Genomic DNA, 12,893 nt, shown 5'->3' with positions numbered 1-12,893 from the left:
GGGCACCCGCCCGGCAGGTCCCACAGGCTACTACTGGCTCTTGCGGTAGCGCTTGCGGGTGGGCTCGGGGATGGGGACCGGATCGGCGCCCTCCAGGTGGTGGCGGGCGAAGGCCAGGGCGCTGGCCAGCCCCTCACGGCGCTGCGCCGGGCTCATCGAGCGGGTGGAGACCTCGACCACCACCTGGCCACCGCCCTTCTCGAAGCCGGTGGCCGCCAGGTGCTCCAGCACCCCGGCGCAGTCCTGGTTGCCCTGGCCGGGCAGGAGGTGGTCGTCCAGGGGCCCGGGCACGCCGTCGGTCAGGTGCAGGTGGCGCAGGGTGGGCCCCAGGGCGCGCGCCATCGCCAGGGCGTCGGATCCCGAGGTGGCGGCGTGGGAGATGTCCAGGGTCACCGACCGGTATCCCTGGCCCACCGGGTCCCAGGTGGGCGAGTAGGCCTGGAAGTCCCGGGTGGAGGGCGCCGAGCGCGGCCGCCAGGTGAACATGTTCTCCACTGCCAGGTGCATGCCCGTGGTGGCCTCGCGCTGGGCCACGCCCGCCACGAAGGAGCGGGCGTAGCGGGTCTGCCAGAAGAAGGGCGGGTGGAGCACCACGGTGCCGGCCCCCAGGTAGTGGGCCAGCTCGATGGAGCGGTCGATCTTGTCCCACGGGTCGACCCCGAACACCCCGCGGGTGACCAGGAGGGTGGGGGCATGGACCGCCAGGACCGGCTGGCCGTGCTCCTGGGCCAGGGAGGACAGGCGCACCGCGTCCTGGGTGGCCTTCTCGCTCCAGACCATGACCTCCACGCCGTCGTACCCCAGGGACTGGGCCAGGGCGAAGGTCTCCGCGGCATTGCCGGGATAGACCGAGGCCGTGGACAGGCCCACAGGGATGGCCATGCTCTTATTCCTCACCCTGGACACGATCGGAGCCGCCCCGGGAGGGGGGCCTGGCAAAAGGATCGTAGTCCGCCGGGACGGGCTCGGGGGCGGGTTCGGGGCTACCGGATCCCTGCCCCGCGGGCTCAGGGGTGCCCGGGACCGGCGCTGCCGTCCCCGGCCCGCTCGACGCCGACGCGCCAGGATCCTGCGGGGCCGCGCCCGGGCCCGCGGGCGCGTCACTGGGCGAGGTCCCGCCCTGGGGGGAGATCCGCACCCCGAAGCGCGGCTGCTCATCGGGGCGCGAGCCGAAGGCGGTGGGCCCGCCGGAGGCCTCGGCGCGGGCCCGGCGCCGCTCCTGGGCGCGCACGGCCGCCTGGCCGCCGCGGGTGAGGTTGCCGGGGACCTCGGCCAGGGCTAGGGCCGCCTCGCGAGCGTCCTGGGCGGCGATGATGGAGTAGCGCGAGGCCACCACCTGGCTGATGGAGGTGAAGTCGCGCCGTCCCCGGGTCATGGCGTAGCCCACCACCTGGAAGAGCACGCCCCAGACCACGCCCAGGGCCACGCAGCCCACCAGCGAGACGGTCGGGGTGGAGCCCGAGGGGCTGAACAGCGACATGACGGCGGCGAAGAGCACCCCAATCCACAGGCCGCTGCCCATGCCGGTGACCACCGCCCGACCCCAGCTCATGCGGCCGGTGATCCGCTCGACCTGACGCAGGTCGGTCCCGATGATCGAGAGGTACTGCACCGGGAAGCCCTCATCGGACAGCGCGTCCACGGCATGCTGGGCCTCGGCGTAGGTCGCGAAGGAGGCGATCTCCTCACCGCGCGGCATGGTGACGCCGCGGGAGGCGACCGTGGAGGGGCTCGACGGCGGGTAGGCGCTCATGGGCTGAATCGTCCCACGCGCGGGCGCGCGCGGGGAGGCGCAGCCCCGCCTTCACGCCAAGGGCGCATACTCTTGGCTTGTGGAGAACACCAGGATGCGCACGGGAAGCAGGGTCTTCGTCGCCCGACTCATCGGCACCTCCGTCTTCGATCCCCTGGGCGACGCGGTGGGCAAGGTCCACGACGTCGTCGTGCTGCTGCAGATGCGCGGCGAGCCACGGGCGGTGGGCTTCGTCATCGAGGTCTCCTCGCGGCGCCGCGTCTTCCTGCCCCTCTCGCGCGTGACGGCCATCGAGCCGGGGGCGGTCATCACCACGGGCCTGGTCAACATCCGCCGCTTCAACCAGCGCAATGTCGAGACCCTCGTGGTCGGCGAGCTGCTGGACCGGGTGGTCGACCTCAAGGACGGCTCGGGGAAGGTGACGATCCACGACGTGGCCATCGAGCGCGACCGGGGCATGGACTGGAAGGTCACCCGGCTCTTCGTCCAGCGGGGCTCGACCGGGCCCCTGGGGCTGCGGCGCGGGGAGACCTTTATCGTGCGCCCCGAGGAGGTCACCGGGCTGGCCGGCAGCGCCGAGCAGCAGGGCGCCACCGCCCTGCTGGCCACCATGGAGGACCTCAAGCCCGCCGACCTGGCCGACGTCCTGCGCGACCTGCCCCGGGCCAGCCAGCTGCGGGTGGCCGCAGAGCTGAGCGACGAGCGCCTGGCCGACGCCCTGGAGGAGCTGGGCAATGAGGCGGCCGTGGCCATCCTCTCGCGCCTGGAGGCCTCCCGCGCCGCCGATGTCCTGGATGTCATGCAGCCCGACGACGCCGCCGACCTGGTCGCCGAGCTCCCCCAGCTCAAGGCCGCCGAGCTCCTGGGCCTCATGGAGCCCGAGGAGGCCGAGGACGTGCGCCGGCTCATGGCCTATGACGAGTACACCGCCGGCGGCCTGATGACCACCGAGCCCATCATCCTGCCCCCCGAGGCCACTGTGGCCGCCTTCCTGGCCCATGCCCGCAAGGCGGAGATCACCCCGGCCCTGGCGGCCATCGGCTTCGTGTGCCGCCCGCCCCTGGAGTCGCCCACCGGCAGGCTCGTGGGCGTGGTCCACCTCCAGCGGGCACTGCGCGAGCGGCCCCAGCGGATGATCGGCTCGATCCTGGACACGCATGTGGACTCCGTCAACGCCGAGGACTCCATCGGCACGGTCACCCGCCTGCTGGCCACCTACAACCTCACGGCCCTGCCGGTGGTCGACGACGCCGGGCGCCTGCTGGGCGCGGTGAGCGTCGACGACGTCCTGGACCACCTCATGCCCGATGACTGGCGCGAGGCCGACGAGGCCGTCACCGACGAGACCATTGAGAGGAGCGCCAATGCCTGACCAGCTCGATCAGCCGCTTCCCAAGAACCGGGCGCGGTGGCTGCGCTGGACCCATCCCTCGCGCACCTCCCGCTCCGATACCTCCGGGCGGGTGGCCGAGGCTATTGCGCGCTTCTCGGGCACCCCCACCTTCCTCATCTGGCTGACGGCCTTCGTGGCGGTGTGGATGGCCTGGAACTCCTGGGGCCCCGAGGAGATGCGCTTCGACAAGGCCGAGCTGGGCTTCACGGCGCTGACCCTCATGCTCTCCCTCCAGGCCTCCTACTCCGCACCGCTGATCCTGCTGGCCCAGAACCGCCAGGACGACCGCGACCGGGTCACCGCCGAGCAGGACCGCCAGCGCGCCGAGCGCAACCTGGAGGACACCGAGTACCTCACCCGGGAGATCGCCTCCCTGCGCCTGGCGATGAATGACGTGGCCACGCGGGACTTCGTGCGCTCCGAGCTGCGGGATCTGCTCTCAGAGATCCTGGCGGAGGAGCAGCGCACCCGCGAGGAGATCTCCGAGCTGGCCGAGGAGGCCGAGGAGCCCCGCGAGGCCCGCGGGCCCGCGGCACCGGGGCGCCGCGCCGGCAGCATCGGCCCCGGGGGCAGGGGCGAGTGAGGCGCTCGTCGTATCCCCGTCACGTGCGATGGGCCACGGCACCGCCCCACCGGCCCGCTCTAGGATGGGCCTATGCCACGACCCACGCAAGAAGCCGTTCTGGAGGCCCTCGCCCGCGTTGACGACCCCGAGATCCGCCGCCCCATCACCGATTTGGGGATGGTCTCCTCGGTCGAGATCTCCGAGGACGGCGCCGTCGTCGTCGGGGTGCTGCTGACGGTGGCCGGCTGTCCCCTGAAGGACACGATCACCAGCGATACCCAGCGCGAGGTGGGCAAGGTCGAGGGCGTCACCGGCGTGACGGTCGAGATGGGGGTCATGAATGATGAGCAGCGCGCCGACCTGCGGCGGCGTCTGCGCGGCGGGGCCTCCGAGCCGGTCATCCCCTTCACCCAGCCCGGCAGCCTTACCCGCATCTATGCGGTGACCTCCGGCAAGGGGGGCGTGGGCAAGTCCTCGGTGACCGCGGGCCTGGCCGCGGCCATGGCCGCCCAGGGCCTGAGCGTGGGGGTGGTGGACGCCGACATCTACGGCTTCTCCATCCCCCGCATGCTGGGGGTCGAGCAGGTGCCCACCCAGCTCGACGGGATGATCGTGCCGCCCATCGCCCACGGGGTGAAGGTCATCTCCATCGGCATGTTCGTGGAGGACAAGCAGCCGGTGGTCTGGCGTGGCCCGATGCTGCATCGCGCCGTCCAGCAGTTCCTCACCGACGTGTTCTGGGGGGACCTGGACGTGCTCCTGCTGGACCTGCCCCCCGGCACCGGGGACGTGACGATCTCGGTGGCCCAGCTCCTGCCCAATGCCGAGATCCTGGTGGTCACCACCCCCCAGACCGCGGCGGCGGAGGTGGCCGAGCGCACGGGGCTCATCGCCACCCAGACCAAGCAGCAGGTGGTGGGCGTCATCGAGAACATGTCCTACATGCCCCAGCCCGACGGCTCGCGGGTGGAGATCTTCGGCTCGGGCGGGGGCCGTAAGGTCAGTGAGTCACTGGGGCAGGCACTGGGCTACGAGGTGCCACTCCTGGCCGAGCTGCCCCTGGACATCCGCATGCGCGAGGGCTCGGATATCGGCACCCCCGCCACCGTGGCCGATGAGGGCCGGCCCGCCGCTGATGCCCCGGCGGCCCAGGAGCTGTCCCGGGTGGCGCAGCGGCTCACCCATCGCGCCCGGGGCCTGGCGGGCCGCAGCCTGGGAGTGACCCCGGCCTGAACGGGGGTGCACCTCCGCAGTGTCGCCCCTCTGGACACGGATTCACCCCCTTCGGAGGGGCGAATCCGCGTCTTGATGGGGTGAACTACGGCCTGCCGGTCTGGAGATCAGGGGGTCAGGACTCGACCGTGGCGCTGGCGGCCTGCGCCCGGGTGCGGGCGGCGGAGTTGGCGGCCCGCACGATATCGCGCGGGGACAGGGGGCGCACGACGCCGGCGCTCTGAGGGCCATGCTCGGCAGTCGCATCACCCGGTTCGGCGCCCTGGGCACCGGAGTCCACAAGACTGGTGGGGACGGGCGCTGGAGCCGCCTTCTCCTGCGGGTCGTCCTCCTGCGCAGCCTCCTTGCCGGCCTCGTCCTGCCCCTCAGCCGGGACACTGTCGTTCTGCTCAGCGCCGCCCTGCCCAGCGGCGGACTCAGCCGGCTCAGCCGGCTCGGCAGACTCAGCCGACTCGACTGACGCAATCGGCTCAGCCGCGGCATCGGGCTGGTCCATCGCTGAGGAGGGCTCGTCGACGGCCGGCTCAGGTGAAGCGGCCGGCTCGGCCTCAGCGGCAGCCGGCTCAGCCTCAGCGGCGCTGTCAGCACTGTCAGTGGCGGCCTCAGCCGCGGAGCCGGCTGCGGACTCATCCTCCTCGGCGGCCGGCTCAGCCTCGGCGGCGCTGTCGGCAGCCTTGAGGGCCTCGGCCTTCTTCTGGGAGATCTGGTTGCTCAGGGAATTGGCCCGATCCTGGGCGACGGCATCACCCACGGCCTTGGCGGCGGCATCGGAGGTCTCCTTGGCGGCGTCGGCCACGGAGCGGAAGGGCTGGGTCAGGTCCTTGCGGATGGCCTCGATGTCCTCACCCAGGGCGTCGCGCACGATCCTGCGCGGGTCGTACTGGCGCGGGTCCAGGCTGGACAGGTCGAGGTCGGCCAGCTCGGGCCCGACTTCCTCGGCGATCTGGGAGCGGGCGCTGTCCAGGAACAGGCGCAGCTGGCGCACCATGCGGGTGAGCTGGCGCGTGTACTCGGGCAGGCGCTGGGGCCCGACCACCACCACCGCCACCAGCATGATGACGAGGAACTCCGATCCTGAAATGCCGAACACGCGCTCAGTATAGGGATCCGGAACCCATGGCTCATGCGCCCGCCGGTCAACCGCGGCGCAGCCCACGCCGCCGCAGGCCGGCACCAGGCGATGCGGGCCGGGCAGGCGGCGCAGAGCTGGGGGCGGGAGTCGGTGCACAATGCCGCCGGTGCGTCGGGCGGCTTCGCGGGGCGCGGGATCACATGGCGGCCGGCACCGCCTGGACCCGCCGGGCGCTGCGTGCCAGTTCCCGTCAGGCGCCCTGATTCCTGGAACAATGGCGGCCAGGGCCGCACCTGGCGGCCCGCGGCAGGAAAGAGGCTCATGGTGAGTGCGGACAAGACGCTGAGCTGGTCCTACACGGAGGACTTCAGTGTGGAGGACGAGGCCACCGCCCAGGCCCGGATGCGGGGGCTGGAGCTCGGCATCACCCCGGTGTCCCCGGGCACCGGGGCCTGTCTGCGCATGCTGGCCGCCTCGGTGGGGGCCAAGTCCGTGGCGGAGGTCGGCACCGGCACGGGCGTCTCGGGGTTGTGGCTGCTGGGCGGGATGGGGCCCGACGGCGTCCTGACCACCCTGGACATCGAGCCCGAGGTCCAGCGCGAGGCCCGCTACGCCTTCGACGCCGCGGGATACCCCACCTCTCGCACCCGCATCATCCAGGGGCGCGCCTCCGACGTCATGCCCAGGATGGCGGCGCGCACCTACGACATGGTGGTGCTCGACGTCGACCCTCAGGAGGCGGCCTATCTGGCCCGCGATGCGCTGCGCATGCTGCGGGTGGGCGGGGTGCTGGCCGTGACCCGGGCCCTGTGGAATGACCATGTGGCCGACCCTGCCCGGCGCGACGCGGTGACGGTGGCGGCCCGCGAGCTGGGCAAGGCCCTGCGCGACTCCGAGGCGCTGCTGACCACGCTGCTGCCCGTGGGCGACGGCCTGCTGGTCACGGTGCGCCGGGCCTGAGGGCCGTGGTCATCCCGCGGCCCTGCGACAGGCACCCCTGACCATCGACGCCGCGTCCCCGGCTTCGCCCGGGCCGAGCCCGCCCAGAGAGGGAGCGCGGGCGCAACACAGAAGGACCAGACCCCGAGGGGCCTGGTCCTTCACGCTTGAGCCAGGACGGCGAGCAGCGGCGGCTCAGCTCTTGGCGCTGGCCAGGGAGTCACCGAACTCGGCCAGGGCATCGCCGAGCTCCTTGACCTCGTCCGCCGTGATCTCCAGGACAAGGCGACCACCGCCCTCAAGCGGGACCCGCATGATGATCGCTCGGCCTTCCTTGACAACCTCAAGAGGTCCGTCGCCGGTCCGGGGCTTCATGGCAGCCATGTGCTCACCTTTCGTCACGTGGCACGGATTCATCACCGTGCAACCTTTCTTAGTCTACTCCATGAAGGGCATCGCTATCGAATGGTTCGCCGGCCATGACGCGCCTCACGCCGAGCCCCGGCAGCCGCCCGCCTGGGCCCGCCCTGGGGACTCGCGCTCAGGCGGGCTGCTCGCCCCGGATCCTCCGGGCGGCGCCGACGACGAAGTCCACGGCCTCCTGCGCGGTATCCACGACCTGGATGAGGTCGGGATCCTGGGGGGAGATCATGCCGCGCTCGACGACGGTGCTGCGCATCCACTCCAGCAGCCCCGACCAGTAGCCGGAGTCGACCAGGACGATGGGGAAGGAGGAGACCTTGCGGGTCTGGACCAGGGTGAGGGATTCGAAGAGCTCATCGAGGGTGCCCATGCCTCCGGGCATGACGACGAATCCGTCGGAGTACTTCACGAACATGGTCTTGCGGGCGAAGAAGTAGCGGAAGTTGATGCCCAGATCCACATACTCGTTGAGGCCCTGCTCGTGGGGCAGCTCAATGCCCAGCCCCACCGAGACCCCGCCCGCATTGTGCGCGCCCCTGTTCGCGGCCTCCATCATTCCCGGGCCGCCCCCGGTGATGACGGCGTAGCCGGATCGCGCCAGCCCCGAGCCGATCTCCTGGGCCGTCTGGTAGGCGGGGTCGGTGGGGGCGGTGCGCGCAGAGCCGAAGACGCTGATGGCCGGCCCCAGCTCGGCCAGGGCGCCGAAGCCCTCGACGAACTCGGACTGGATGCGCAGGACGCGCCAGGGGTCGGAGTGGAGCCAGTCGGTCTCATCGCTCTGGCTCAGCAGGCGCTCGTCGGTGGTCTGCTCGGGGATCTGGGTGCCTCGCAGCAGCACCGGGCCCCGGTGGTAGGTCTGTCGTGCCATAGCCGCATGATCCCCTACCGCGCTCACCGGCGCCTGATCGACACCCGGATGCCAGCCGGTTCGCACCCTCCCCCGCTCTCCCGGACCCACGCCGGGTCAGCGCGGGTGAGTGGTCCGGACTGGAGCGCCGAATCTGCGTCGCTTGGCGCAATGGGCGTCACTTGGCGGAAAAGGCGACACTTGTAGGCGACGTCGATTCCTGTGATGTCTCGGGACATGGGTGACAGTTCTGTGTCAGGACATAGGTGACGGTTGGTGTGTCAGGACTTCGGTGACGTTTGTGTCTGGTAGTGGGCTGGTCCGTCTGGGGGGTTGGGGGTGTGGGGGGAGACGTAGGTGATGCCGGGGGCGGGCCAGGTGTACTGGGCCAGGACCTGGCCGCCGGGGATGGTCAAGACGATCGTTTCGGGGTCCCAGGTGATCTCGACTTCGTATCCGGCGTGGGCTGTGGAGACCAGGAAGACGATGGATTTGAGGCGGGCGGTGCCGTTGGCCTGGATCCGGCTTCGTCGTTGACCGCGCTGGGGGGTCCTGGAGCGGGGTGGTGGCTTGCGGGTGGTGGGCGTCGCGCCGGGGATGAGGGGCTCGTCGCTGGCTGTGCTGGGGCGCGGGGCGCGGCGATGGGGGTGGCGGCCCAGGCCTGGGCCGGGGTGATGTGCCCGGGTAGGCCCTGGTGGGGGCGCTCGTTGTTGTAGATGCGGTCGAAGGTGTCGACCTGGGTCTGGAGGGCCTCGATGGATTCGGCCAGGGGCTGGGCGTCGAGGTAGCGCAGGAGGGTGGAGTGGAAGCGCTCGTTCTTGCCCTGGGTGGTGGGCTTGTAGGGCTTGCCGGTGATGGGTTCGACGCCCAGGGTGCGGATGTGCTCGACCAGGGCGCCGCGCCGGCCCCGCCTGGTGGGGCCCAGTGCGGCCCCGTTGTCGGTCAGTAGTCTTTGGGGCACCCCGTAGCGTGCCATGGCCGTATCGAAGGTGGCGATCGCCGCGGTGCTGGTCTGGCCCTGGGCGGCCAGGGATGCCAGCGCCAGGCGGGAGTGGTCGTCGATGAGCTGGAAGATCACGCATGTGCGGCCGCCAGCGAGCACGTAGGCCGTGGCGTCCATCTGCCAGCAGGCATTAGGCGCGGGGTAGACGAAGCGCCTCCAGGCCGCCCTGGGTTTCTTGGACGGCTCGATGCGCGCCAGGCCCCGTTCCCGGAACAATCGCGCTAGCCAGGCCGGGGAGGGGGCGTCCAGGCCCATCTGCTTCATCTTGTCGTGCACCGAGACGGGCCCATGATCCAGGCCCGAGGACGCTAGTGAGGCGCGTACCGCCGCTGCCTGGTCCTTGATCTGCTCTCCCAGCGCGGTGGGGCTGGTCCTGGGCCGGCGTGACAGGGGCTCCAAGACGGCGGCCTGGCCCATCTGCTCGGCACGGCGACGCAGTTTGTAGAAGGTGTTGCGGCTGAGGCCGTGCTCAGCGCAGAACGAGGTCAGAGCCTGTCAAGTTTTCTGTGTAAGCGGGTGGGTTAGAGGTAGGGGTTGATGCGGTCGGGGTAGGCGGTGGTGAGTTGGGCCAGGGCCTGCTTCCAGTTGGTGGTGGTCTGGCCTTCGATGAGGTGGCCCTTGGCACGCCTGTCGGGGGCGCGTTTGCCGGTCTCCTTGGCTCGTTCGTAGGCGCGGTTGTCCTCGATGTCGCAGATGGTCAGCCACAGCAGCTTGGTGGCGGCTTCGTCGGAAGGGAAGTGGCCTCGGTTCTTGGTGACCTTGCGCAGCTGGTAGTTCAGCGACTCGATACTATTAGTGGTGTAGATCACTCGTCGCAGGGCCGGGGGGAAAGCCAGGAAAGGGGTGAACCGTTCCCAAGCCCGCTCCCAGGTCGCCGCGGTCTGGGGGTACTTACCGCCCAGGTCGCTGGAGGCGAAGTCCTCCAGGGCCTGCCAGGCGGCCTCCTGATTGGGGGCGGTGTAGACCGGCTTGAGGGCCGCGGCGACCTTCCTGCGATCGGCGTAGGACACAAAGCGCATGGAGGCCCTGATCAGGTGGTACCCGCGCAGGTCTGGACCACTGAGTCGGGCCAGGTCGCTTCGATGGCCTCGGGCAAGCCTGTTAGCCCATCACAGCATACGATCAGCACGTCAGACACGCCCCGGTTGGCCAGATCGGCGCATACGTGGGCCCAGAAGGAAGCTCCCTCGTCGGCCCGGGGCCCAGATGCTTAAGGCACATGCTTGATGCCCTCCATATCCACGCCGATGGCGATATGAGCGGCACGATTGGCCACCCGATTGCCCTGGCGGATCTTGATCCTGATGGCATCCAGGTAGACCACCGGGTAGAAGGCCTCCAGCGGGCGCTGCTGCCAGTCCATGACCGCCCCAGCGCACCGCGTCAGTGATCCTGGGGTGATCGTCGCACTGGACAGGTCCACCCCCAGCGTCTTACGCAGGTGATGGGAGATGTCGCGCACTTCTCAATCCCCCCGGGCGTACCAGGCCTGGTGATTCACACGCATCCAACCCGTCCATCGGGCGCTGACCCTTGCGCACCAGGCGCGGGGTAAAGCTCCCCGCCCGGTCCCGGGGGACCTCGATCTCGAAGGACCCCACCTCCGAATCGATGGTCTTAGTGGTGGTGCCATTGCGGGCGTTACCCCTGGCCTCGGTGGTGGGCTCGCCCTTGGCATAGCCCAGGTGGTCACCTGGCTCGGCGCGCAGCCCGGCCTCCAAGGACTCCTTGAGCAGTGCGGGCAGCAGCCCGTCCTGACCAGTCAGAGGCGTCGAGCCCTCACGGATCTGGGCCAACAGCCCATCAAGAGCACCAGAGTCCCGAAGCTCAGCAGCCACCTGAGCACCAGAAGCAGGAACAGTCTTGTCATCCATCACAGTCATCAGTGTGCCAGTCCTTCCAAGAAGGCTTACACAGAACAGTTAACACGCCCCGAGGTCACCGCCCCGCGCGGGGCGTCATCGGGCCAGTTAGCGATCGCCAGACGGATACGGGGGTCAACGGGTTTGCTCACCAGCCCATCGAAGTGTCACCACCACGCCCCCTCAAAGCGTCACCCATGTCCTGAGGCAGAACTGTCACCTATGTCCCTAGACATAACAGGAATCGACGTCGCCTACAGGTGTCGCCTTTTCCGCCAAGTGACGCCCATTCCGCCAAACGACGCGCTTCTTGCTCCGCCGACGCCCCGCCAGTCCCGTGCTCACCCAGACCGCGGGCACCAGCATGCTGGGCGCCGCCAGAGTCTCCAAAGACCAACCACCAGAGAACCCACCGGGAGTCCCCAGCGCTGACACCCACCCGGCCCCCTGCCTGCGCTCCTGTCGGCGCAAGCTCAGGACGGCCCCGATGGTCGGCGGCAAGCCAGGAACGGGTACCCCAGCGCCTCGCCGCAAGCACTTCCGCAACAGAACCCAGTCAGCTCAGCCAGGTGCGCAGGATGGCGGCGACGTCCTCGATCTGGTTCACGGGGCAGTGCTCGTCGTCGGTGTGGCAGAGCATGGGGTCGCCGGGGCCCAGGTTGATGGCCGGGATGCCGGCGGCGGAGAAGCGGGCGACGTCGGTCCACCCGTACTTGGGGCCCACGTCCCCGCCCCGGGCGCGCACGGCCTCGATGAGCTCGGCGGCCATGGGCGTCTCCAGGCCGGGGCGGGCCGCAGGGGACAGGTCGTCGACGACGACCTCAACCTCCCCCGAGCCGGCAGTGATGACGGGGGCGTGCTCATCGCCGTCGGCGGGCAGCCCCGCCAGGATGCGCAGAGCGCGGTCCAGGGCCTCCTGGGCGCTGAGGTCGGGGGCGAAGCGGTAGTTGACGCTCAGGCGGCAGCGGTCGGGGATCGTGTTCATGGCTATGCCCGCGGCGATGTCCACCACGGAGAAGCCCTCCCGGTAGACCAGTCCCTCCACCTCCACCTCGCGCACCGGGGCGGTGGCGGCCCGCTCGATGAGCGGGGCTGCGGCATGGACCGCGTTGACGCCGCGCCAGGAGCGCCCCGAGTGGGCGGCCAGGCCGTGGACGGTCAGGATGAGGCGCAGGGTGCCATTGCACCCGCCCTCGATCTGGGCCCCGGTGGGCTCGGCCAGCACCGCGAAGTCCGCCTCCAGCCACTCGGGCCGCTCGCGCAGCACCCGCCCCAGGCCGTTGAGGTCACTGGTGACCTCCTCGTTGTCGTAGAAGACCCAGGTGGCGTCGCGACTGGGACTGCTCAGCGTGGCGGCCAGGTGGAGGAGCACGGCCACGCCGCCCTTCATGTCCACGCTGCCGCGCCCCCAGATGACCTCCTGACCCTCGCGCTCCTCCAGGCGCCCGGGCACATTGCCGGTGTGGTGGGAGACGGGCACGGTGTCCAGGTGCCCGGCGATGACCACGCGCTCGGGGCGCCCCAGGCTGGTGCGGGCCACCACCGTGTTGCCGTGGCGCAGCACCTGAAGGTGGGGCAGGGCCTCCAGCGCCTCCTGGACGGCGTCGGCCAGGGGGCCCTCACAGCCCGAGACGCTGAAGGCGTCCACGAGGGCCAGGGCGATCTGGGCGGGGGTGGCCGCATCGGGGCCGCTCAGGGACGGCAGGCGGAGGGCCAGGGGCGACGGGTGCGGTGAGGCGGGGATCGGGGCGCTCATGCCCCCAGGCTAGAACGGCGCGCCGGGCCGCGGGGCGGCTGCGGCGG

The 12,893-nt window shown here is 70.7% G+C and carries 14 protein-coding genes and 1 pseudogene; 4 read left to right on the top strand and 11 right to left on the bottom strand.

The genetic code is table 11. From position 1 onward, the window contains the following. Positions 1 to 30: 30 nt before the first annotated feature. Positions 31 to 882 carry a sugar phosphate isomerase/epimerase family protein gene (locus MANAM107_RS09275; RefSeq protein WP_179899338.1) on the bottom strand — a complete coding sequence of 284 codons (852 nt, stop codon included), beginning with the start codon at positions 880 to 882 and terminating at the stop codon, positions 31 to 33. Between the two features lie 4 nt (positions 883 to 886). Then, positions 887 to 1,753: a YflT domain-containing protein gene (locus tag MANAM107_RS09270; protein ID WP_223907682.1), complete on the bottom strand. Its 867-nt coding sequence runs from the start codon at positions 1,751 to 1,753 to the stop codon at positions 887 to 889. A gap of 79 nt (positions 1,754 to 1,832) precedes the next feature. Here MANAM107_RS09270 and MANAM107_RS09265 point away from each other — a divergent pair, with 79 nt between their 5' ends. The 3 genes from MANAM107_RS09265 to MANAM107_RS09255 all read left to right on the top strand — a co-directional run bounded on the left by MANAM107_RS09265 (position 1,833) and on the right by MANAM107_RS09255 (position 4,944). After that, positions 1,833 to 3,125 (top strand): magnesium transporter MgtE N-terminal domain-containing protein, encoded by a 1,293-nt coding sequence (locus MANAM107_RS09265; protein WP_223907680.1) that lies wholly within the window; start codon positions 1,833 to 1,835, stop codon positions 3,123 to 3,125. Next, a complete protein-coding gene (locus MANAM107_RS09260; protein ID WP_179899298.1) occupies positions 3,118 to 3,729 on the top strand; it encodes a DUF1003 domain-containing protein in 612 nt (203 codons plus the stop codon). Before MANAM107_RS09265 ends, MANAM107_RS09260 begins: the two co-directional genes overlap by 8 nt. Before the next feature lie 72 nt (positions 3,730 to 3,801). Beyond that, entirely contained in the window at positions 3,802 to 4,944 is a 1,143-nt protein-coding gene (locus MANAM107_RS09255) for an Mrp/NBP35 family ATP-binding protein (protein ID WP_223907678.1), read from the top strand. A 115-nt stretch (positions 4,945 to 5,059) separates the two neighbouring features. Here MANAM107_RS09255 and MANAM107_RS09250 read toward each other — a convergent pair whose 3' ends face one another. Continuing rightward, entirely contained in the window at positions 5,060 to 6,034 is a 975-nt protein-coding gene (locus MANAM107_RS09250) for a twin-arginine translocase TatA/TatE family subunit (RefSeq protein WP_223907676.1), read from the bottom strand. Between the two features lie 306 nt (positions 6,035 to 6,340). Here MANAM107_RS09250 and MANAM107_RS09245 point away from each other — a divergent pair, with 306 nt between their 5' ends. After that, positions 6,341 to 6,976 carry an O-methyltransferase gene (locus MANAM107_RS09245; protein WP_223913026.1) on the top strand — a complete coding sequence of 212 codons (636 nt, stop codon included), beginning with the start codon at positions 6,341 to 6,343 and terminating at the stop codon, positions 6,974 to 6,976. Positions 6,977 to 7,150: 174 nt separating this feature from the next. Here the strand turns inward: MANAM107_RS09245 and MANAM107_RS09240 are convergent, their stop codons facing one another. From MANAM107_RS09240 to dapE, 8 genes and pseudogenes are all read right to left on the bottom strand, one after another. Further along, the gene (locus MANAM107_RS09240; protein ID WP_179899302.1) at positions 7,151 to 7,339 is read right to left on the bottom strand and encodes a DUF3117 domain-containing protein; all 189 of its coding nucleotides are present in this window, start codon (positions 7,337 to 7,339) and stop codon (positions 7,151 to 7,153) included. Between the two features lie 157 nt (positions 7,340 to 7,496). After that, positions 7,497 to 8,246 carry an LOG family protein gene (locus MANAM107_RS09235; RefSeq protein WP_223907673.1) on the bottom strand — a complete coding sequence of 250 codons (750 nt, stop codon included), beginning with the start codon at positions 8,244 to 8,246 and terminating at the stop codon, positions 7,497 to 7,499. 260 nt (positions 8,247 to 8,506) lie between these two features. Continuing rightward, complete coding sequence (locus tag MANAM107_RS13350; protein WP_263421893.1) at positions 8,507 to 8,641, bottom strand: hypothetical protein; 135 nt, start codon at positions 8,639 to 8,641, stop codon at positions 8,507 to 8,509. Further along, the gene (locus tag MANAM107_RS09230) at positions 8,638 to 9,627 is read right to left on the bottom strand and encodes an integrase core domain-containing protein (RefSeq protein ID WP_444541953.1); all 990 of its coding nucleotides are present in this window, start codon (positions 9,625 to 9,627) and stop codon (positions 8,638 to 8,640) included. Before MANAM107_RS09230 ends, MANAM107_RS13350 begins: the two co-directional genes overlap by 4 nt. Before the next feature lie 122 nt (positions 9,628 to 9,749). Beyond that, positions 9,750 to 10,247 carry a transposase gene (locus MANAM107_RS13280; protein ID WP_373314043.1) on the bottom strand — a complete coding sequence of 166 codons (498 nt, stop codon included), beginning with the start codon at positions 10,245 to 10,247 and terminating at the stop codon, positions 9,750 to 9,752. Between the two features lie 11 nt (positions 10,248 to 10,258). Beyond that, positions 10,259 to 10,651 (bottom strand): annotated as a pseudogene (locus tag MANAM107_RS13275) (transposase). 10 nt (positions 10,652 to 10,661) lie between these two features. Further along, positions 10,662 to 11,111, bottom strand: coding sequence for a transposase (locus tag MANAM107_RS13270; protein WP_373314042.1), 450 nt, complete (start codon positions 11,109 to 11,111; stop codon positions 10,662 to 10,664). Positions 11,112 to 11,646: 535 nt separating this feature from the next. Beyond that, the gene (gene dapE, locus MANAM107_RS09220) at positions 11,647 to 12,846 is read right to left on the bottom strand and encodes a succinyl-diaminopimelate desuccinylase (protein WP_223907671.1); all 1,200 of its coding nucleotides are present in this window, start codon (positions 12,844 to 12,846) and stop codon (positions 11,647 to 11,649) included. Positions 12,847 to 12,893: the final 47 nt, after the last annotated feature.

The organism is Actinomyces capricornis (genome assembly GCF_019974135.1).
Taxonomy (GTDB): domain Bacteria; phylum Actinomycetota; class Actinomycetes; order Actinomycetales; family Actinomycetaceae; genus Actinomyces; species Actinomyces capricornis.
The sequence above is the reverse complement of the archived record's forward strand: the minus strand, read 5'-3'. Positions and strand labels throughout refer to the sequence as shown.

Excerpts from the sequence above, each read along its gene's own strand:
- MANAM107_RS09240 (WP_179899302.1), bottom strand. The coding sequence starts at position 7,339 with ATGGCTGCCATGAAGCCCCGGACCGGCGACGGACCTCTTGAGGTTGTC.
- dapE (WP_223907671.1), bottom strand. The coding sequence starts at position 12,846 with ATGAGCGCCCCGATCCCCGCCTCACCGCACCCGTCGCCCCTGGCCCTC.
- MANAM107_RS09235 (WP_223907673.1), bottom strand. The coding sequence starts at position 8,246 with ATGGCACGACAGACCTACCACCGGGGCCCGGTGCTGCTGCGAGGCACC.
- MANAM107_RS09275 (WP_179899338.1), bottom strand. The coding sequence starts at position 882 with ATGGCCATCCCTGTGGGCCTGTCCACGGCCTCGGTCTATCCCGGCAAT.
- MANAM107_RS13270 (WP_373314042.1), bottom strand. The coding sequence starts at position 11,111 with ATGACTGTGATGGATGACAAGACTGTTCCTGCTTCTGGTGCTCAGGTG.
- MANAM107_RS09270 (WP_223907682.1), bottom strand. The coding sequence starts at position 1,753 with ATGAGCGCCTACCCGCCGTCGAGCCCCTCCACGGTCGCCTCCCGCGGC.
- MANAM107_RS09255 (WP_223907678.1), top strand. The coding sequence starts at position 3,802 with ATGCCACGACCCACGCAAGAAGCCGTTCTGGAGGCCCTCGCCCGCGTT.
- MANAM107_RS09260 (WP_179899298.1), top strand. The coding sequence starts at position 3,118 with ATGCCTGACCAGCTCGATCAGCCGCTTCCCAAGAACCGGGCGCGGTGG.
- MANAM107_RS13280 (WP_373314043.1), bottom strand. The coding sequence starts at position 10,247 with ATGCGCTTTGTGTCCTACGCCGATCGCAGGAAGGTCGCCGCGGCCCTC.